The sequence below is a fragment of the Flavobacterium pisciphilum genome (genome assembly GCF_020905345.1).
Taxonomy (GTDB): domain Bacteria; phylum Bacteroidota; class Bacteroidia; order Flavobacteriales; family Flavobacteriaceae; genus Flavobacterium; species Flavobacterium pisciphilum.
In genome coordinates this window covers 3,062,935-3,084,260 of sequence record NZ_JAJJMO010000001.1, presented here as the reverse complement: position 1 = coordinate 3,084,260, position 21,326 = coordinate 3,062,935, and the positions used below count along the sequence as shown (strand labels likewise).

Below are 21,326 nucleotides of genomic sequence, written 5' to 3'. Positions count from 1 at the left end.
AGGCTTAATTCTTTATAGTTCTATGTCAAACTGAGTTAGCGATTTAAATTGTTTCAATCTAGACACTACTTCATTTTTATCCAATGCTACCATTCTTTCTGTTCCAAATTTCTCTACACAGAAAGAAGCTAAATTCGATCCATAAATCACAGCATTCTTCATATTCCCATACGAGATGTTTTCACTCTGTGTAATAAACCCTGCAAATCCTCCTGCAAATGTATCTCCTGCTCCTGTTGGATCAAAGACATCTTCTAAAGGCAATGCTGGTGCAAAAAACACTTCTTTATCATGGAATAACAACGCTCCGTGTTCCCCTTTCTTGATTACCACATATTTAGGTCCAAGAGTATGAATCTTTGCTGCTGCTTTAACTAATGAATATTCTCCCGAAAGTTGTCTTGCCTCTTCATCATTGATTGTAATTACATCAACACGTTTTATAACGTCTAGTAATTCTGGTAAAGCACAATCCATCCAAAAGTTCATTGTATCTAAAACCACTAATTTTGGTTTTGATTCCATTTGATCCAAAACACTGCTTTGTACCAAAGGATGTAAGTTTCCTAACATTACAACATCTGAATCTTTAAAGTTTTGTGGGACTTTAGGTTGAAAATCTGCCAATACATTAAGCTCTGTTGCTAACGTATCTCTTGAATTTAAGTCGTTATGGTAACGTCCACTCCAAAAGAAAGTTTTCCCTCCTTTTACAATTTCTAGTCCTGAAATATCAATATTTCTTGACGTTAACAAATCTAAATGTTCTTGTGGAAAATCATCTCCAACTACAGAAACAATAGCCGATTGTAGGTTAAAAAACGATGCCGACAAACCAATATATGTCGCTGCACCACCTAATATTTTATCTGTTTTCCCAAAAGGAGTTTCAATAGCATCGAAAGCAACTGTTCCGACAATCAGTAATTTATTCATTTTATGAATTTCGAATTAAGGTGCAAAGATACTTTATAAGTTTCAGAGTTGCAACGGTTCATTGTATCAAAATTTTCATAAAAATCAAAACCAAATAAAACAGGCAAACATATTAAAAATCAAACGCTTACAATCAAAAAATAATTACTATTTTCTTACAACTGCAAGAATAAATAAATCAATAATTCTCAAAAATAACGACTTAGAATCTATATCTTTTATCATAATAATTCTTCAATAATGGTATCTGAATTAAGAGCATTAAAACTACAATGAAAACAGCGTAAGAAGTACTTTTTGAAAATTGAAACACTGGAACCAAATTATCTATTTTAGAATAATACAAAGTGCTCATCAAATCATAATCAGTCGCTTTATTCCCTGCAAAAACTACATATCCAATAAAAGCAATTAAACATCCAAAAATTACAAACCAAACTGGCTTAGAAATTAATGGCTTATATACAATACTTTTATTTTTCTCTATAACTAAAACCTGTGACATGATTTTTGAAGTAAAATCAGCAGAAGGTTTTTGCAAACCACTTTCCGCCATTACTTTGTCAACTAGATTTTCGTAATATTCATCGCTCTCTTTCATAATAATCTAATATTTCAGGTTCTAATTGTTCTTTTAAAATAACGGCTAATTTTTTTCTGCTCCGGAATAACTTTATCTTGACATTATTAGCACTAATATCCATGATCTTACCAATTTCATTTAAATTTTGATCTTCAAAATAGAAAAGTGTCAACAAGAAGCTCTCTTCACTTGGCAACAAATTTAAACAATGCTGAATATCTCGCTTTCTTTCCTGATCTTCTAAAATACTTAAAGCATTAACCGTCGTTTGAACTACATGTCCTTTAAGTTCATCGATGACTACATTATGCTCTTCTTTTTTACTCTTCTTTAAATAATCTAAACATGTATTATATGCAATTTTATAAATCCAAGTCGAAAACTTAGAATCTCCTTTAAACTTACTTAGAGAATTAAAGATCTTAATAAAAGTATCCTGAGAAACTTCTTCTGCAATTTCTCTATTTTTCACCATCTTTATAGCCAAAGTAAAAATCATATCTTTATAACGATCAACCAATACGGCAAACATATTGGTTTCTCCTAAAAGAATTTGATTGATATAATGCTGATCATTTACTTTATCCATATTCCATATGACGACGACAACCTCATTAAGGTTACAACTAAATTAAAAAAAATATTTTAGCAAAATGTGTAACCTTCGCTAAACCTCTTTCGTCATATGGAATATCAATCAATTAAATTAAAAAAATTATGGGTCCACAAATTTTAATACCAATTAGTCTTTTCCTTATGATCTTTGGAATTGTCTATCTTATTTACTCTACTAGAAACAGAGAACGTTTAGCTCTTATAGAAAAGGGCGTAGATGCCAGTATTTTTATGAAAGGTAAAAACAGTAATACTCCTATATGGAAAGTACTTGTTTTAAATTTTGCCTTCTTGCTAATAGGTAGTGGAATAGGAATTTTTGTAGCTTTACTTATTACAACTTATACCTCTCTTCAAGATGGTGCTGTATACCCTGCTACTATTTTTACTATAGCTGGACTTGGTTTACTTATAGGATTTAACAAATCCAAAGATTTAGACAAAGATTAAACTCTATCTTAATTATTATAAAACACGTCCCTAAGAAATATTTTTTAGGGACGTTGTTTTTTTATGCTTCTTTAGAACCTACATTCTCGTAGTAAGCATCTATAGACAGTTGTTTTTGCATTGAAGCCATAACAGCTAATTCATCACAACGTTCGTTTTGAGGGTGATTATTGTGTCCTTTTATCCATTTAAAATCTACCTGATGTTTTCTATAAACAATTAGAAAACGTTTCCATAAATCGGGGTTTTTTCTACCAACAAATTTTTTCTTCTCCCAACCAAAAACCCATTTTTTTAAAACGGAATCTACTACATATTTCGAATCCGAAATAACAAGAACTTTCATGTTTGGCTTTTTAAGTTTTTCTAAACCTACTATTACTGCCAAAAGCTCCATTCTATTATTTGTTGTTAAACGGAATCCTTCATAATATTCCTTCTTGTGTGGTGTTCCTACCAATTCCATAACCACACCATATCCTCCATTGCCAGGATTTCCCTTAGCCGCACCATCTGTATATATATGTACTTCGTGTTCCATTTTTAAAATGCTTAGATTAATTAGACTTGCCTAGACATTTAGACTACATAGATTCTTAAATAATTAGACAACGAGAAACTTCATGAAATACTTTTACTTCACAGAAATTAATCAAACTATCTAAAAAAACCTAACTAATCCAGAGACGCTATCAATCTATGAATCACTTCTGGGAAATGCTTTTGTTCTAACTCATGAATTTTAGCTGCTACATCCTCTGCTGTATCTGTATCTGATAAAGCTACTTTTTCCTGAAAAATAATTGCTCCTTCATCATAATTCTCATTTACATAATGAATGCTTATTCCGGTCTCTTTTTCTTTATTTTCAACTATTGCCCTGTGAATGTGCATTCCATACATTCCCTTGCCTCCATAATTAGGTAATAATGCTGGATGTATGTTAATTATTTTATTAGGATATGCCTCGATAATGTGTTTTGGGAATTGAAGCAAGAAACCAGCCAAAATAATCAAATCGGGATCAATTAATTTTACTTTTTGTAATACATTACTTTCAATTAATTCTGTTTTAGTAAAAATTTCGACCTCTACATGGTACTTTTTGGCTCTTTCAATTACTTTCGCATTAGCGTTATTGGTAAACACAGAAACCACATTTGCAATTTGTGTCTCAGCAAAATATTTTATTATGTTTTCGGCGTTACTCCCTGAACCTGAAGCAAAAACGATTATTTTTTTCATAGTAGAATCAATTTATTTTTTGCAAAAAACGGAATAAAAAACCAAATTAAATAACATTCCAACCCCTTTGTTGAAATAAATTTTATAAATTAGTGTTACATTTATTAACTAAATCGTGGTTTTAAAATAAAGTTTTTTATTTTTGCCAACAAATTAAATTCTAAAATTAAAGATTATGTCAGACATTGCATCAAGAGTAAAAGCGATTATCGTAGACAAATTAGGTGTTGACGAAAACGAAGTTGTAACAGAAGCAAGCTTCACTAATGATTTAGGAGCTGACTCATTAGACACTGTTGAGCTTATTATGGAATTCGAAAAAGAATTTGATATTCAAATTCCAGACGATCAAGCAGAAAACATTGCTACTGTTGGTCAAGCTATTTCTTACATCGAAGAAGCTAAAAAATAATAAATTCCCACCCGATTTTTTTATAAACTATAAAAGGTCGGGTGTTATTATTTTTTATAAAAATTTAAATTTTGGGTTGATTTTCAATCAAAAAAATATATTTATATTGTAATACCCATGGCTCTTTTGTAATATAATACAATCAAGAAAGCGTGGGTTTTATTTGTTTAAAGCTAATAAAACACATTATTTATGGTATTAAGGCGAGTTGTTGTAACAGGATTAGGCGCACTTACCCCTATTGGGAATAACATTCAGGAATATTGGAATGCGCTTATTAATGGAGTTAGCGGTGCTGCCCCAATAACGTATTACGATACAGAGAAACATAAAACGAAATTTGCCTGTGAAGTAAAAAACTTCAACATTGAAGATTTTATGGATCGTAAAGAATCTCGTAGACTAGATAAATTTGCACAATACGCTGTTGCTGCAAGTGACGAAGCTATTAAAGATGCTGGTCTTACAGATGACAATATCGACAAACAAAGAGTTGGTGTTATTTGGGGAGCTGGAATTGGTGGTTTAGAAACTTTTCAAGAAGAAGTTCTTTACTATGGTAAAGGAGACGGAACACCAAAATTCAACCCATTTTTCATCCCAAAAATGATTGCTGATATTGCACCTGCACACATTTCTATGAGAAATGGTTATATGGGACCAAATTACACAACTGTTTCAGCTTGTGCTTCTTCTGCTAATGCACTTATTGATGCTTTCAACTACATTCGTTTAGGAATGTGTGATGTTATCATCTCTGGTGGATCTGAAGCAGCTATTACAATTGCTGGAATGGGAGGTTTTAACTCTATGCATGCTTTATCAACTAGAAACGAAAGCCCTGAGACTGCTTCAAGACCTTTTGATGCTACTCGTGATGGTTTTGTTTTAGGTGAAGGAGCTGGTGCATTAGTACTTGAAGATTACGAACATGCAAAAGCACGTGGAGCAAAAATATATTGCGAAATTGGCGGAGGCGGAATGTCATCTGATGCTTACCACTTAACAGCACCACATCCAGAAGGAATTGGAGTTATTGCTGTAATGAAAAACACATTACGTGATGCTGGTATGAAACCTGAAGATATTGATCACATTAATACGCATGGTACATCTACTCCACTTGGAGACGTTGCCGAATTAAAAGCGATTAGTGCAGTTTTTGGAGATCATGCTAAAAACATCAACATCAACTCTACTAAATCTATGACAGGACACTTACTTGGTGCTGCTGGTGCTATCGAAGCAATTGCTTCTATCCTAGCTATGAAACATAGTCTTGTTCCTCCAACAATCAATCATACGGTTGCTGATGAGAAAATAGATCCTTCATTAAATTTAACACTAAACAAACCTCAACAAAGAGAAGTTAATGTTGCTATGAGTAACACTTTCGGTTTTGGAGGTCACAATGCTTGTGTTTTGTTTAAAAAATTAGTTGACTAATTTTCTTATGAGTATTTTCAAAAAAATATTTTCAAAATCCCGTTCTCAAGAAGACGGGATTTTTTTTGATTCTATTCAAAAAATACTTGGATTCCCGCCAATTTCAATTCAATTTTACAAGAAAGCCTTTACACATCGCTCTTCTAATCGACTGGATGAAAACGGAAATCCTATTAACTACGAACGTCTAGAATTTCTAGGTGATGCGATGTTAAGTGCTGTAATTGCTGCACATTTATTCAATAAAGCCCCTTCTGGTGACGAGGGTTACTTAACCAAAATGCGTTCTAAAATCGTAAGTAGAGAACACTTAAACGACCTTGGAAAGGATTTAAATCTGGTTCAGTTTATAGAAAGCAAAGTGCCACTTCAACATTTTGGAGAAAACATTCATGGTAACATCTTCGAATCACTTATCGGAGCCATTTACTTAGACAGAGGTTACTCTTATTGTGAAAAATTTATTCAAAATAGCGTAATTAGCCCGTATGTAGATATTACCCGTCTAGAGGGTAAAGTAATAAGCTACAAAAGCTTAGTGATTGAATGGTGCCAGAAAGAAAAAAAGATATTTCATTACGATATTTTTGAGGATAATGGTATTGGCGGCGAACGTTTATTTGGTGTCAAATTAAGCATCGATGATAAAGTAGTCGCAAGAGCACGAGCAACTTCCAAAAAGAAAGCTGAAGAAAAGGCATCTCAACGTGCGTATTTTGCTTTTCAAGAAAAAATGGACAAGAAATAAACTCGATTTTCTTAAAACTATATCGTTTTCGTTTATAAATTAACAAAAACATACCAATCTTAACTATTGAACCAGCAATAGAAATAGTATATTTACAACTTATTTTTTCAGGAAATGGCTATTCATAAATTAGAATTAGGCGAATTTGATGAAATTGATTATAATTTGATTGCCATACATACTTCAATGGAAGATTATAGATTGGCTTATTTTATCAATCAAAACTTCCCAGTTCTTTTAAGTAAAAGTAAAAATGAAATTCAAATTAATGTGAAAGAAGGTGAGACTCATTTTTCACGATTTGATTATTATGATGAAGAAAAAGAACTTTATTGGGATTTGATTCAGAATAAAAACGAAGTCATTCAAAATTCACCAAATGACAATCAAGATTTATTTTCAGATACTTCAATGGAAGTAGCCACAAAAGTATATTTACTACCTGAGTTCAAAAAGGTTGATTATTTTTTAAAAATTGAAAAGAGTGAGGAAGCTTTCGATATATTAAAAATACAACAAATATTAAATGCCATTGACACTATCTCAACGGTTTATATAGTTGATACAAATAAAATAAAATCAAAAAACAATTTAATTTTTTAATAGAAATGCTTACAAACAAAAAAACCAAAATTGTAGCCACACTTGGCCCTGCATGTGGTACTAGAGAGATCATAAAAGACATGATCGAAGCAGGTGTGAACGTATTTAGAGTTAATTTTTCGCATGCAGATTACGAAGGTGTAAAAGAGAAAATCAATATCATTAGAGGACTTAACGAAGAGTTTGGTTATACCACAGCTATACTTGGAGATTTACAAGGTCCTAAACTTCGCGTAGGAGTAATGGAAGAAGGAGTTGTAGTAAACGATGGTGATGTAATCACTTTTACTACTGCAGAAGATATTATCGGTACTGCAAAAAAAGTTTTCATGAAGTACCAAAACTTTCCAAATGATGTAAATCCTGGAGAGCGTATTTTACTTGATGACGGAAAACTTATCTTTGAAATCCTTACAACAGACAAAAAATCTGAGGTTACTGCTGTTGTTATTCAAGGTGGTGAACTAAAATCTAAAAAAGGAGTTAACCTTCCTAATACTAAAATATCTTTACCTGCATTAACTGAGAAAGATATTGCTGATGCAATTTTTGCTATTGAACAAAAAGTAGACTGGATTGCTCTTTCATTTGTAAAAACACCACGTGACTTACAAGATTTACAAGAGTTAATTGCAAAACACTCGGATGTTAAAATTCCAATCGTTGCTAAAATCGAAATGCCTGAGGCATTAGAGAACATGGACAAAATCGTTGCTTATTGTGACGCTTTAATGGTTGCTCGTGGAGATTTAGGAGTTGAACTTCCTGCTCATGAAGTACCATTGGTTCAAAAAGAATTAATCCGTAGAGCAAAAACTGCTCGTATTCCAGTAATCGTGGCAACACAAATGATGGAAACAATGATCACTAGCTTAACACCTACTCGTGCTGAAGTAAATGACGTTGCTAACTCTGTTATGGATGGTGCTGATGCTGTAATGCTTTCTGGTGAAACTGCTGCAGGAAACTACCCAGTTCAAGTTATTCAAAAAATGACACAAATTATCGAAGCTGTTGAAGACTCTCCGCTAATTCATGTTCCACAAAATACGCCGCAAATTAAAACAAATCGTTTTATCACTAAAACAATTTGTCAGCAAGCAGCTATTATGGCTAATACTATAAAAGCTAAAGCTATTTGCACACTTACAAATAGTGGATATACGGCTTTCCAAATTTCGGCTTGGAGACCATCTGCTCATATTTTAGTATTTACTTCTAACAAAAGAATCTTAACTCAATTAAGTCTTTTATGGGGAGTTAAATCATATTACTATGATAAAGATGTAAGTACAGATGATACTGTAACTGATGTAAATCAAATCGTAAAAGATAAAGGATATGTTGTAAAAGGAGATTACTTAATCAACTTAGCAGCAATGCCTATTAAAGATAAAGGAATGGTTAATACCGTAAGAGTTTCTGAAATAGAGTAAATTTACTTTCTTATCAAAATATTAAATCCGTCTTGTATACTTCTACTCGACGGATTTTTATTTTATACCAATTTAAACTGCTTCACATGTTGGATTATGCAAAATCGGAAAATTACATGAATTGGCTATAAAACATAATTGATTTGCTTTTTTGTGTAACTCCAATGCAAGTTCAATTTTATCTGAATTGGCAATCGTAACTTTTGGATTTAATCGAACTTCAGTAAAGCGCCCACTTCCATCAAACTCAACTTCTAGATTAGCCTCTGCATTATCTGAATAAGTAAGCACCTCAATCCCATTCTGACTACAAACATAGAAATACGACATCATGTGACAAGAAACAAGACTACTCAGTAACATATCTTCAGGATTGTATAACTCTGGGTCGCCTTTAAAAGCTTTTGCAGCTGAGACACTCAAAATAGGTTTGCCCTCAATCACAATTTCATGATTTTTAGAATTATGTCGCTTGTCGCTTGTATTAGATGCCCATTTGACCTCAGCTTTGAATAAATGTTTAAATCCCATATATCTATTAATTTTATAAAACTTCTAATTACAACGAATTCCGCATAATTAAAGAAGACTTGTTTTCAATATTTTGTTTCTTTCCTGACAAAACCATCTTTGCCATAATTTTTCCCATTTCTTCAAAGTTTGTTGAAATAGTTGTTATTCCATTTTCTACCACTTTTTTTAATGGTGTTTCATTATATGAAATAATTCCAAAATCGACCCCCAGCTTTAAATCTTGGCGCTTGGATTTTTCGATAACCCGAACCAAATCTCTATCATTTGGAATTATATACACTTCTCCAACTTTTACTTCTCGCTCTCTAAACTCAGTAATCACTTCATTCTCAAAAGAAAAATCATTACAAAAATTCAAAAACCCCACTTTCATTCCTAAAGGCTCTCTAAATCCTGGAAAAATCATAATAAGCTTATTGTATTTATCTAGCTTAGGCTTTCCTTTTACTAACGCATCATAAATATCTTTTGGAAAATTCTGGCAGACTGATGGATATGTTTTTAAAGCTTCACTAGTCTGATCCAAAATATAAACTTCATTTACTGGTAGGGTATTTATACATGAAGCGGCATCGGCCAAATCAGTTGGCATGATTACATATTTGGTGTATGCTCCATTATTGTCATTTATCAATTTCTTAAAGACCTTTGTATTAAAATAATAAAAAAAGATATCAACCTGTACCTCTTCTCCTATATTTCTTAGAAAGGAAATATAAATATCTTCTTTAAAATTATTGAGCTCATCAAAAAGCAGAAAAACCCTCTCTTTTATTGTGATTTCAACACTTTTAATGTAATATCCCTTTCCTGGTATGGCATAAATAATACCTCTTTTTTTTAATTCATCGTATGCTTGCAAAACGGTATCTCTCGATAAATTAAAAGCCAAACATACTTTATTAACCGATGGCAATCTGTCCCCTTTCTTTAGGTTTTTCTTATTGATGCTACTCTCGATTGAAGCAATAATTTGTTTGTATTTTGGGATACCTAGATTATTTTGGATAGAAATTATATTCATAAATGGTTTGGTTTTTATGCAATATACAAAAAACTGGTAGGTGCTGGTATGAATCATGTCAATATATACATATTTTTGAATTTCATTTTTCACAAAAAAATAATGAAAATTAAACACAAATCACATTTTACAGATATAAACACAAGAGAATTCTTTGGTATATTGCCTGACAACAACGCTATTCATTCTTATAAATTGACTAACAAAAACGGCATGCAAGCTACCATTATCGACTATGGGGCAACTGTAACTTCTTTAATGATTCCACTTGAAAATGGAGAGCTTATAGATGTAGTTTTAGGTTTTGATAGTTTGGAAAAATACATAGAATCCTATTCTTTATCTAGTGCTCCTTATTTTGGTGCTACAATAGGTCGTTATGCTGGCAGAATAAACAACGGAACTTTTACCCTAAATGATAAAACATATCTTTTAAACAAGAATAATGACAATCATTCTATTCATGGTGGAATTGTCGGTTTTTCTCAAAAAAAATGGGAAGTTGAAACAATTACTGATGGCGAAAATCCGTCAATAACAATGACTCTTTTAAGCCACGCTACTGAAGAAAACTATCCCGGAGATTTATCCGTAAGCTTAACATATACATTATCTGAAGACAACGAGTTACAATTAGAATACCATGCAACTACAACAGCTGATACAATTATAAATTTAACCAATCATAGTTATTTCAATCTTAACGGACATGATTCGAGTGTTGCTGATCAAGAAATGATTGTGAACTCAGATAAAATATTAGAAGCAACATCTGAGAACATCCCAACAGGAAATGTATTAAATCTTCTAAACCATCCATTCGATTTTAGAACGCCTGCAAACTGTCCTTCTAATATTGATGATTCATTTATAATAGAAACCAAAAATGATATTGCTGCCGCTCTTTATAGTCCAACAAACGGATTGCGAATGACTGTTTATACCAATCAGCCAAGTGTTCATGTATTCGTAGGTGGTAACTGTTTCGATAAAGTCAAAGGAAAAGAGAACGTTAGTTACCATCCTTTAAGTGGTATTTGTTTTGAAGCACAAAATTATCCTGATGCACCAAACCAAAATGACTTCCCAAATTCAATACTAAGAAAAGAAGACAAATACTACCATAAAACAATTTACAAGTTTCAATCTATTTAAAAACCACGAAAGATTACTATATAACCACCTTCCAAAACACTAGTACCTATGAACCAAAACCTTGCCCTCGCCGATTATATTGTTTTTATCATCTACTTTATTGTAGTCTCAACTTACGGTTACACCATATACCGAAAACGTAAAAAAGATGAAAAAGACGCCAAGGCTTATTTTCTTGCTGAAGGAAATTTAACTTGGTGGGCAATTGGTGCGTCATTAATCGCATCTAACATTTCTGCTGAACAATTTATTGGAATGAGTGGCGAAGGTTTCTTTTTAGGAATTGCTGTAGCAGCCTACGAATGGGTAGCTGCTATAACTCTAATAATAGTTGCCGTATGGTTTATTCCCGTTTATCTTAAAAACAAGATATACACAATGCCTCAATTTTTAAAAACACGTTATAACGAATCGACTGCTTTGATTATGGCCGTTTTTTGGTTGTTTTTATATGTTTTTGTAAACCTTACTTCGATTTTATACTTAGGGGCAGTAGCTATTAACGGATTAGCAGGTGGAGAATACCTCCATGTCATTATGGTAGGATTAGCTCTTTTTGCTTTAATAATTTCATTAGGCGGAATGAAAGTAGTTGCTTATACTGATGTTATTCAAGTAGCCGTATTAATCATCGGTGGATTAGTTACCTCTTATATTGCTTTAACAACTGTCGGGCAGTATTTCGGTGTGGGTCAAAATGCAATTGCAGGTTTTAAAGTATTAATGCAAGAAGCCCCAGAACATTTTAAAATGATTATCCCAAAACCAACCGCAACTTCTTCGCAACTAGAAATAGATAAGTATTTAACTTTTCCAGGTTTATTATCTTATGTTGCCGGTATCTGGATTATCAACCTTAACTATTGGGGATGCAACCAATACATCACTCAAAGAGCCCTAGGCGCCGATTTACAAACTGCTCGTACAGGTATTTTATTTGCTGGTTTCTTAAAATTATTAATGCCTGTAATTGTTATGTTACCCGGTATCGCAGCGTATGTTTTATATCAAAATGGGCATTTACCTCAACTTGTTGGAGGAAAAGACGGAGCCTACTCTGCAGTATTAACTTTTTTACCAACAGGATTAAAAGGTCTTTCGGTAGCTGCCTTAACTGCAGCAATTGTGGCCTCTCTAGCTGGTAAAGTAAACAGTATTTCGACTATTTATACGTTAGACATTCATAAAAAATACATCCAAAAAGAAGCTGGTGAAAAACAACAAGTAAACATTGGTCGAATCGCTGTTTTTGCTGCAATGCTCCTAGCTGTTTTATTTACTTGGAATGATATTTTAGGAATTGGCGGTGTCGGTGGATTTACATACATTCAAAAATATACTGGTTTTATTAGCCCAGGAGTTTTTGCCATGTTTATTCTTGGAATGTTCTGGAAGAGAACCACTGGAACTGCAGCTATTGTAGGTGTGATTTTAGGTTTTGTATTATCTGTTTTGTTTAATGAATATGCCCCAATGTTATTTGGCAACGACACCTTATTATACACTGCATATCCAAATGGAAAAGGAGCATATGAGATTCCGTTCCATATTTGCATGGGATTATCTTTCTTCTTTACAACACTTGCTATGGTTCTTGTAAGTTTTGCTGGTCCGAAAGTAAATCCAAAAGCTTTCGAATTAGATACCTCTATGTTTAAATTAAAACCACAAACAACAGTATTGATTGTAATTACTTTATTGATAATCGCATCTCTTTATGTGAAATTCTGGTAATGCTTTTAATTTTTATTATATTCTTTTTTTGAAAACAAAAAAATTAAACCCGACAAGTTTTTAAAAGCTGTCGGGTTTAATTTTTTTTAATTTAAAACGTTTCAATAAAATCACAATTTTTTAACATTATGTTATTTATTTAGTGTAAAACGTCTTTTTTTTGGCTTTATTGACTATGTATCAATGCGTTAAAATCAATTAAACCCGACAAGTTTTAGAACCTCTCTAGTTTCTAATTATTGTAGGTCATCGCCTTATTTTACACTATTCCTCACAAAATATTCAATAGTAAAATATTTACTTTTTTTTCGAAATAAGGAAACCAAAACATTGTATTTCAAATATTTAACTCACATTTCTCAATAATCAAGTAAAGTAATTTCTTACTATATTTGATATTCATATTGCTTTTTTCTAGGCTGCAGGTTATTGATTTTAGAAATGAGCAATACGTATTTCTAAGTAATTAGAATTAACGGAATGTATAACTTAATAAATATTTTTACTATGCTAAAAAATTTAAAACTTTTATTCTTCTCTTTTTTTATCTGCTGTATTCCTACTTTAGTAGAAGCACAACTGGGCAACTCCTGCGGAATTCCAACTTGGTATTCAGCTACGCAATATTCCAGTAACTCTTATGTCCGTTATAATAATATTGTGTATAAAAACAGTTCTTGGTCTCAAGGAGCTGGTTCTACTCCCGGATCAAACAGTATTTGGTCAGCAATAGGAAGTTGTGATGAACAATTAATTATCAATAATCCATCCCTAGCTTATACAGCAGCATGCAATACTGTTTCTGACTGGAACAGCTCGACACCCAACTACAATGCAAACAACATTATAAGATACAACAATGGCGTCTATAAAGCAAAATACTGGGTCTCCGGAACAGAAATTCCTGATCAGTCTTCTGCCTATACCTTTCTTGGAGTGTGTATCATACCAATAGCAATATCTCCTGCCTACCCAGATGGACAAATTATTATAAAAAGTACATTATCGGCTGTCAATCTTACAGCATCGCTTAATCTATATGGCTTTTCGGCAACTCAAAATAAGGTCGAAATAAAAAAAATAACAGAATCTTCGTATACATCTTACAATATGAGTATATCCGGTAACACTGTATCGTACAACTGGATCCCAACCGCTTATGGGGATTACAACATAAGATATACTTCTATAAATTCAGTTGGGGTAAGTACAGTGGTAAATACAATTGTTAAAATCGCGATTACTTCTCCTGCTGTTATAACCATAACTAGCCCAGCAAACACTACTTCGTATTCGCAACTTAATTTTTCACCAATAAGTATTAATTTTACTATTCAGCCGTCATCGGGAAGCTCCATGAGCAGCATTCTGTTTAAGGATCTCACCGCCGGAACTAATTTTAATGTAATTACTAATCCGCAAAATTCTTATACCTTTAATTGGACACCTCAGAATTATGGAAATAATTCACTACAAATAGTAGTGACAGACAACAATGGTACCACAGCAACAGCCAATTTGCAACTTAACCTTATAAATCCTGCCACACAGACTGTTTCTTTTGCCTCTCTTCCAAATCAAATAAAAGCGATTAATGGAATAAACAAAACATTCGTTTTTGATAAGGATATTACTTCCTTAAAAAGAAGAGACATTACGATATTTGATTACACTATTACCGGAAATACTTTAAAAATTACCCCTAAAAAAGCAGGCAGATCCGGACTTCAAATAACAACTTCAGATGGTACGGTATATCATCTTGGTTTAAGAATAGACAATACCAACGGAAGCCCGTTAAAATATTCTGATTATGTTTCTGTAGGATCTGTATCTGAAGACACTACCGATGATGTTAATTTTTATAACAACGGTATGGACAACAGTAATCTACTCAAAAACAACCGAATGGATGTAAGATATATTTACATCAATGGAGGACCAATAGCCGGATGGAATACCTGGCAGCCGGACAGAGCTATAAAATTTGCAAAGAACTCTTTAAAAATGGGGCTTATTCCTTTCTTCATTTTCTATAACATTCCCGACGGAAGCGAATCCTACTCACTAGATTTAGCACACGTAAAAGATCCTTCCTATATGACCGCTTATTTCAATAATCTCAACCTTTTTCTGAATCAGGTTAAAAATGAACTGGGAGACGAATTTTTCGGAATAGTATTAGAGCCTGATTTTCTTGGGTATATGCAGCAAAACAACGAACCTATCACTACTTCAACAGCCGTAAATGCAACAAGCATAGCGCAAAATATAGGTACTTTAAAAACCTTAGTAGAAAGAATAAATTACGAGCTCAACAAAAAAAGAACAGACGAAAAACTTAACATGGAATTTGGATGGCAGCTCAATCTTTGGGCAAAATCCGGGGTAGCAGGTCCAAAAGGAATTATCAGAGAAACCGATACCGGCACCTTTACTACCCAATTGAACAAAATCAAACAAACCGCTGTAGATATTTTTCAATACACCAATAGTATGGGAATTATGTCTAATAACGCAGACTTTATTTCTATTGATAAATATGGTCTTGATGCCATGGGCGCCGGAAACACAGGTGATCCCGCTGACCCCTTCTCTTATACCTGGTTCTGGAATAATGACCACTGGATGAATTACCTGAATTTTGTTCAAAAACTTTACGAAGCCTCCGGCAAACATGTTGTCCTCTGGCAAATCCCCGTAGGGCATATCAATGGTTCAGAGACTCTAAATGAACGAACAGCAGGTCCTTTCCAAATTTTAAATAATACCAGCCAGCGCTATGAAGATTCTGCTACTACTTTTTTCTTTGGGGATACCGTAAATTTCTCAAATGACACGAATCGCTATAACTATTTCAGCCAGAATAAACATGCTGATCCCAAACTTCAGGTTAATGCCACTACAAAAAAGGTAGTTTTTGGAAATCACTTTGCAGAGGTAAAAAGTAGCGGAACCAAACTTGTCTTAATGGGAGCAGGTGTAGGAGCTAGTACGGATGGAATTGGAAACCCGGGGACCACTCTTACAGACGATCATTTCTGGATTCAAAAATTACAAGAGTACTACATCAATCAAACTTCTAACAATCGCGCATTAAGTGCTAATGCTATAAATGATGATTTAAGATTTGATTCTCCTCTGATTATCTACCCTAACCCCGTTAAAGAAGAACTAAACATCGACACAAAAGAAAAAGTCGAAGTCGTTTATATTTTTGATATGAATGGTGAAAATGTTATAACCATGAAAAATAAAAATAAAATCAACCTTTCTGGGCTTCGAAATGGATGGTATGTAGTAGCCGTAAAACTTGAAAATGGTAAAAAGATTTCTAACAAAATATTAAAAAATTAGAAGTAATCTGTTACAAGCAATTGTTTGTTGAAGAAGATAAAAGAGATGCAAAAACATCTCTTTTATTATTTAAGCTACTGAAAAAGCATATAGAAAGATATCTAAAACTAAATATATTCAGAAAATTACAAAAAAAGGATACTATAATGGTATCCTTTTTTAGTCAAGATAAATAGCCACACTTGTTAACTGATTTTAACTACATTTGAGCGAAAAAAAACCTAACCACTTAATCCAAAATTTAAAGAAATGAAAAAACTAGTAGTTGCCTTTCTAATCTTCTCTTCCGCAATGTCAGCACAAGACATCAAAGTTCTATCTGGAGATTTCAATTTTTTGAAAGACCAAAAAGAAATCAATGTTGAATTTGACTATAGCAAATTCACAATGATGAAAGAAAAAAAGAGCGAAGCTCAATATATTGAAGAGCGAGTAAAAGATTTAAACGCAAAATCTAAAGGAACTGGTGAAATTTGGAAAAAGAAATGGGACTCTGCCAAAGAATTAATTTGGAACCCTAAATTTTTAGAATTAATGCTTGTTATTTTTTCTAAAGACAACAAAGAAGTAAGTTTTCAGGAGGGCTTAACAACTGCTCCTTATACATTAATTGTAGAAACTGTTTGGATTTATCCAGGTTGGGATGCTGGAATAATGAAGCAACCAGCAAAAGTAACTACTAATCTAAGATTTGTTGAAACTAATAATAAATCGAATGTATTACTTGAGATTTCTAGCGAAGAAGCTCCAGGAGATCAATGGGGAAACAACTTTAGTAACGAATCCAGAATTGGTGAAGGATATGCTAAAACTGCTAAAACACTTGCAAAAATGATTCTGAAAAAAGCATACAAATAAAATTAAAAAAAGAAAACCCTAGTTTGCACTAGGGTTTTCTTTTTGCTTACTTTCCATATTCAAAAGGTAAGCCATATTTTTAATTACATTATCGTGTTTTTTCACAAATGGATTCTCTTCATCCCAAACATAACCTGCAAGAACAGCACATATTTTACGCTTTACATCTGGATTCTCTGGTTGATGGAAAAATAACGTTTGTAAATTCCCCGTATACCATTCTTTCACATAAGTCGTAAAAACATTAATTCCACGTTTCATATATTCAGTAAACTCTATTTCCCAATCTACAGCAATACCTTGTGATTGTTTCAAATATAACTTTGCAGCAAGCATACCCGATTCAGTAGCAAAAGCAACGCCCGATGAAAACACTGGATCTAAAAATTCTGTACTATTTCCAGTTAACGCAAATCCATCTCCATACATTTTCTTTACAGAACGTGAATAATTCTCCAACTTTATAGGTTCGAATAAGAACTCGGTTCCTTCAAATCTTTTAATATAATAATCAGAAAGCTGAATTGCATTTTTTAATGCTTCACTATTACTTTTGTTTTCAGAAAGTGAATTGATAAAATCTGTTGGCCCTACAACTCCTAAACTTGTATTCCCGTTAGAGAAAGGGATTACCCATAACCAAACTTCCGTTTCGAGAACATCAAATGAAATCAATGTTCCTTCTTCCCCTGCTGGTCTATTACTATCTTCTACATGTGTGAAAATAGAAGAATGCGGATCTAATGCTGACGGTTTGTCTAAATCTAGAAGTCTAGGCAGAACTCTACCGTAACCACTAGAATCTATGATAAATTTAGCATGGATTTCTTTCAGATTTCCATCCTTATCCTTTACAATTGTTTTTGAATTACTTCCTTCAAAAGAAACCTCAATCACTTCCGACTCAAATTCTAAATCAATCCCTTTTCGTATTAACTCCTGAGCCATTGTATTATCAAAATCTGCTCTAGGCACTTGCCATGTCCAGTCCCAACCTTCTGAAAATTTGTTAGAAAAATCAAAAACACAAATTTCATTTCCTCTTATAAATCGTGCTCCTAACTTCTTTTCAAAATTCATCGCATTAAGACTATCAAACAACTCTGCTTCGGCAAAATGATCCATAACACGTGGTATCAAACTCTCTCCAACAACAATTCTAGGAAATTTTGTCTTTTCAACAACCTTTATTTTACAATTATTCTTATGTAAATAAGCAGCCGATACACACCCTGATGGCCCTGCACCTATTATTAAAACATCTACAAACTCCTTTAACATATATGAATTGTTACTAATTATTAACTTACATTTGCCATCATCAAAATAACTACATTTATTTTAATAAATAAAATTAATTTAGCATAATCAAAAAGGGTTAAATGAACACAATCAGCGAATATTTAAGTTTAAAAGAATTTGAATCCATAATCTTTGGAAATACTAAAATTAACATCAGTGAAGTTGTCTTAGACCGCGTAAATAAAAGCTTTGATTTCTTAAAAGAATTCTCTGCAAACAAAGTTATTTATGGCGTAAACACTGGTTTTGGACCAATGGCACAATACCGTATCAAAGACGAAGATCGAATTCAACTACAATACAATCTAATAAGAAGCCATTCTTCTGGAACTGGCAAACCATTAAACGCAGCCTGTGTAAAAGCAGCAATTCTAGCACGATTAAACACTCTTTCTTTAGGGAATTCTGGCGTACATCCGTCAGTAATTCATTTAATGAAAGAATTTATAAATAGAGATATTACTCCGTTAATTTTTGAACACGGAGGAGTTGGAGCAAGTGGAGATTTAGTTCAACTATCTCATTTAGCACTAACATTAATTGGTGAAGGCGAAGTTTTTTACAAAGGAGAAAGAAGACCGACGAAAGAAGTTTTTGAAATTGAAAATCTATCTCCAATTCAAGTAGAGATAAGAGAAGGACTTGCCCTTATAAATGGAACCTCAGTAATGACGGGTATTGGTGTTGTAAATGTATACCATGCTAATAAATTATTAGACTGGTCTTTAAAATTTTCATGCGCAATCAATGAACTTGTACAAGCTTATGATGATCATTTTTCTGAAGAATTAAACCAAACAAAACGCCATAAAGGACAACAAGAAGTAGCTGCAAGAATGAGACAAAATCTTTCTGACAGTACCTTGATTCGCAAAAGAGAAGATCATTTATATACTGGTGAAAACACCGAAGAAATCTTCAAAGAAAAAGTACAAGAATATTACTCTTTAAGATGTGTACCACAAATTTTAGGTCCTATCTTGGAAACCATTAATAATGTAGGATCAATTCTTGAAGACGAATTTAATTCGGCAAATGATAATCCTATTATAGATGTAAAAAACAAACATGTATATCATGGAGGTAATTTCCATGGTGATTATATTTCATTAGAAATGGACAAGCTAAAAATTGTAGTAACCAAACTTACAATGTTAGCAGAACGTCAATTGAATTATTTATTGAATTCTAAAATCAACGAAATTCTTCCTCCATTTGTAAATCTTGGGACTTTAGGATTTAATTTTGGAATGCAAGGAGTACAGTTTACTGCAACCTCAACAACTGCCGAAAACCAAATGTTGTCTAATCCAATGTATGTACACAGTATCCCAAACAATAACGACAATCAAGATATTGTAAGCATGGGTACAAATGCTGCTGTAATTACTGCAAAGGTTATTGAAAACTCATTCGAAGTATTAGCTATTGAGCTGATTACCATTGTTCAAGCAATAGATTACTTAGAACAAAAAGATAAAATATCATCGGTATCTAAAAAAATATATGACGATATTAGAACAATTATTCCTAAATTTAAAGAAGATCAGGTTATGTATCCTTTTGTTCAAAAAGTAAAAGACTACCTGATAAATAATTAATATTTTATTTCACATTGTTAATCTTGAATCTTAAAAATCATGAAAAAACCACTTATTTTTTTATTGCTATTCTTTATTCAATTTATTAATAGTCAAGAACTAGCATTAGTTAAGAAAAACGGAAAAATTGGATATCTTGCTAAAGATGGATCATTTAAAATCGAACCACAATTCAAAACTGCAAAAAGTTTCTCAGAAGGCTTAGCTGCTGTAGAAGAAAATGGAAAATGGGGATTTATTGATACTAAAGGAGCATGGGTCATTCCTGCAACTTTTGATAATGCAAAAGATTTTAATGATGGTATCTGTATTGTATCCAAAGATAAAAAATGGGTTTACATTAACACCAAAGGAGAAACTCAAATTGCCCCTCCTACGGATAAGTTATATGATTTTGGAGATGGTGTAGCTTTTATAAAGCAAGGAAACAAAATTGGACTAATCAATACTAAAATGGCAATTGTTTTAGATCCAAAATACGATGTTATCAAACCTTTTGAAAATGGTTTTGCAAGAGTCGAGAACAATAAAAAATGGGGAATTATTAATACTGCAGGTAAGGAATTAATAGAACCTGCATATGAAGAAATAGGCAATTATTTTAAAAATACAGCTTGGGCAAAAAAAGATAAAACCTTTGGATTAGTAAGTGCAGGAAATTTTATTCCGGTTGATGGTGCTGAAAAAATCTGGGATTTTGACACTCACGATTTAACTTACGCTAAGAAAAATGGAAAAATTGGATTCATTGACCTAAAAGGAAATTGGACAATTTTGCCTATCTACGATAAAGTAAAAGCGTTCTCAAAAAATTTAGCTCCTGTTTGTGTAGGATCAAAATGGGGATACATTAACCCAAAAGCAGAATTCATTATTCCTCCAACTTATAGCGATGCAGAAGTTTTTAGCACAAACGGATTGGCTCCTGTAAAAGAAAAGAATTGGGGATTCATCAATGAAACAGGAAAATTAATAATCCCAACACAATATGGTATTACAGCCAATGGTATTATAGCAATGTTTGTAAAACAAGACAAAGGATTTATTGATGGTGTTGCAAGAGTAAAAAATGAAGGAAAATGGGGATTTCTTAAACCAGACGGAACTGTATTAAGTAATCAATGGTTTGAAAATGCAGAGCTATTTTCTAAAACAGAAAAAAAAGAAATAAATGAAGTCGCTGCTGATAAGCCAAAAGCTGAAGCAAAACCAATAACGAAACCCGTTGCAAAACCGGTAAACAAAAAAAAGCGATAACATATATTGACTTATAAAAAACAAACTTTA

The 21,326-nt window shown here is 32.7% G+C and carries 20 protein-coding genes; 12 read left to right on the top strand and 8 right to left on the bottom strand.

From position 1 onward, the window contains the following. Positions 1–12: 12 nt before the first annotated feature. From LNQ49_RS13120 to LNQ49_RS13110, 3 genes are all read right to left on the bottom strand, one after another. Entirely contained in the window at positions 13–936 is a 924-nt protein-coding gene (locus LNQ49_RS13120) for a PfkB family carbohydrate kinase (protein WP_229989377.1), read from the bottom strand. A 202-nt stretch (positions 937–1,138) separates the two neighbouring features. Next, positions 1,139–1,537, bottom strand: a complete 399-nt coding sequence (locus LNQ49_RS13115) for a hypothetical protein (RefSeq protein WP_229989376.1) — start codon at positions 1,535–1,537, stop codon at positions 1,139–1,141. After that, on the bottom strand, positions 1,521–2,108 hold the full coding sequence (locus LNQ49_RS13110) for an RNA polymerase sigma factor (protein ID WP_229989375.1): 588 nt from the start codon (positions 2,106–2,108) through the stop codon (positions 1,521–1,523). The genes LNQ49_RS13115 and LNQ49_RS13110 overlap by 17 nt, the downstream gene beginning before the upstream one ends. A gap of 128 nt (positions 2,109–2,236) precedes the next feature. Here LNQ49_RS13110 and LNQ49_RS13105 point away from each other — a divergent pair, with 128 nt between their 5' ends. Further along, positions 2,237–2,584 (top strand): DUF6249 domain-containing protein, encoded by a 348-nt coding sequence (locus LNQ49_RS13105; protein ID WP_229989374.1) that lies wholly within the window; start codon positions 2,237–2,239, stop codon positions 2,582–2,584. A gap of 61 nt (positions 2,585–2,645) precedes the next feature. On the opposite strand, the gene rnhA is transcribed toward LNQ49_RS13105, so the two are convergent. Further along, positions 2,646–3,125, bottom strand: coding sequence for a ribonuclease HI (rnhA, locus tag LNQ49_RS13100; protein WP_229989373.1), 480 nt, complete (start codon positions 3,123–3,125; stop codon positions 2,646–2,648). 134 nt (positions 3,126–3,259) lie between these two features. Beyond that, positions 3,260–3,829, bottom strand: coding sequence for a phosphoribosylglycinamide formyltransferase (gene purN / locus LNQ49_RS13095; RefSeq protein ID WP_229989372.1), 570 nt, complete (start codon positions 3,827–3,829; stop codon positions 3,260–3,262). 175 nt (positions 3,830–4,004) lie between these two features. Here purN and LNQ49_RS13090 point away from each other — a divergent pair, with 175 nt between their 5' ends. From LNQ49_RS13090 to pyk, 5 genes are all read left to right on the top strand, one after another. Then, entirely contained in the window at positions 4,005–4,241 is a 237-nt protein-coding gene (locus tag LNQ49_RS13090; protein ID WP_007137004.1) for an acyl carrier protein, read from the top strand. Between the two features lie 192 nt (positions 4,242–4,433). Next, entirely contained in the window at positions 4,434–5,687 is a 1,254-nt protein-coding gene (fabF, locus tag LNQ49_RS13085) for a beta-ketoacyl-ACP synthase II (protein WP_229989370.1), read from the top strand. A 7-nt stretch (positions 5,688–5,694) separates the two neighbouring features. Continuing rightward, positions 5,695–6,435, top strand: a complete 741-nt coding sequence (gene rnc / locus LNQ49_RS13080) for a ribonuclease III (RefSeq protein ID WP_229989368.1) — start codon at positions 5,695–5,697, stop codon at positions 6,433–6,435. Positions 6,436–6,549: 114 nt separating this feature from the next. Continuing rightward, entirely contained in the window at positions 6,550–7,038 is a 489-nt protein-coding gene (locus LNQ49_RS13075) for an IPExxxVDY family protein (RefSeq protein WP_229989366.1), read from the top strand. A 5-nt stretch (positions 7,039–7,043) separates the two neighbouring features. Next, the gene (pyk, locus tag LNQ49_RS13070) at positions 7,044–8,474 is read left to right on the top strand and encodes a pyruvate kinase (protein ID WP_229989364.1); all 1,431 of its coding nucleotides are present in this window, start codon (positions 7,044–7,046) and stop codon (positions 8,472–8,474) included. Positions 8,475–8,546: 72 nt separating this feature from the next. Here pyk and LNQ49_RS13065 read toward each other — a convergent pair whose 3' ends face one another. Together LNQ49_RS13065 and LNQ49_RS13060 are read right to left on the bottom strand one after the other, a co-directional pair. Then, positions 8,547–9,005: an OsmC family protein gene (locus tag LNQ49_RS13065; RefSeq protein ID WP_229989362.1), complete on the bottom strand. Its 459-nt coding sequence runs from the start codon at positions 9,003–9,005 to the stop codon at positions 8,547–8,549. A 28-nt stretch (positions 9,006–9,033) separates the two neighbouring features. Continuing rightward, positions 9,034–10,032, bottom strand: coding sequence for a GntR family transcriptional regulator (locus tag LNQ49_RS13060; RefSeq protein WP_229989360.1), 999 nt, complete (start codon positions 10,030–10,032; stop codon positions 9,034–9,036). Positions 10,033–10,134: 102 nt separating this feature from the next. Here LNQ49_RS13060 and LNQ49_RS13055 point away from each other — a divergent pair, with 102 nt between their 5' ends. The 4 genes from LNQ49_RS13055 (at position 10,135) to LNQ49_RS13040 (ending at position 17,136) form a co-directional block, all read left to right on the top strand. Beyond that, positions 10,135–11,187 carry an aldose epimerase family protein gene (locus LNQ49_RS13055; RefSeq protein WP_229989359.1) on the top strand — a complete coding sequence of 351 codons (1,053 nt, stop codon included), beginning with the start codon at positions 10,135–10,137 and terminating at the stop codon, positions 11,185–11,187. Positions 11,188–11,235: 48 nt separating this feature from the next. Further along, positions 11,236–12,921 carry a sodium/sugar symporter gene (locus LNQ49_RS13050; protein WP_229989358.1) on the top strand — a complete coding sequence of 562 codons (1,686 nt, stop codon included), beginning with the start codon at positions 11,236–11,238 and terminating at the stop codon, positions 12,919–12,921. A 507-nt stretch (positions 12,922–13,428) separates the two neighbouring features. Next, complete coding sequence (locus LNQ49_RS13045; RefSeq protein ID WP_229989357.1) at positions 13,429–16,278, top strand: T9SS type A sorting domain-containing protein; 2,850 nt, start codon at positions 13,429–13,431, stop codon at positions 16,276–16,278. A gap of 249 nt (positions 16,279–16,527) precedes the next feature. Beyond that, a complete protein-coding gene (locus LNQ49_RS13040; protein WP_229989356.1) occupies positions 16,528–17,136 on the top strand; it encodes a hypothetical protein in 609 nt (202 codons plus the stop codon). An 18-nt stretch (positions 17,137–17,154) separates the two neighbouring features. Here LNQ49_RS13040 and LNQ49_RS13035 read toward each other — a convergent pair whose 3' ends face one another. After that, the gene (locus LNQ49_RS13035) at positions 17,155–18,417 is read right to left on the bottom strand and encodes an NAD(P)/FAD-dependent oxidoreductase (RefSeq protein ID WP_229989355.1); all 1,263 of its coding nucleotides are present in this window, start codon (positions 18,415–18,417) and stop codon (positions 17,155–17,157) included. 101 nt (positions 18,418–18,518) lie between these two features. Here LNQ49_RS13035 and flxA point away from each other — a divergent pair, with 101 nt between their 5' ends. Both flxA and LNQ49_RS13025 read left to right on the top strand, forming a co-directional pair. Continuing rightward, a complete protein-coding gene (gene flxA / locus LNQ49_RS13030; RefSeq protein ID WP_229989354.1) occupies positions 18,519–20,039 on the top strand; it encodes a flexirubin biosynthesis tyrosine ammonia-lyase FlxA in 1,521 nt (506 codons plus the stop codon). A gap of 39 nt (positions 20,040–20,078) precedes the next feature. Further along, positions 20,079–21,296, top strand: a complete 1,218-nt coding sequence (locus LNQ49_RS13025; protein ID WP_229989353.1) for a WG repeat-containing protein — start codon at positions 20,079–20,081, stop codon at positions 21,294–21,296. The last annotated feature ends 30 nt before the right edge of the window (positions 21,297–21,326 follow it).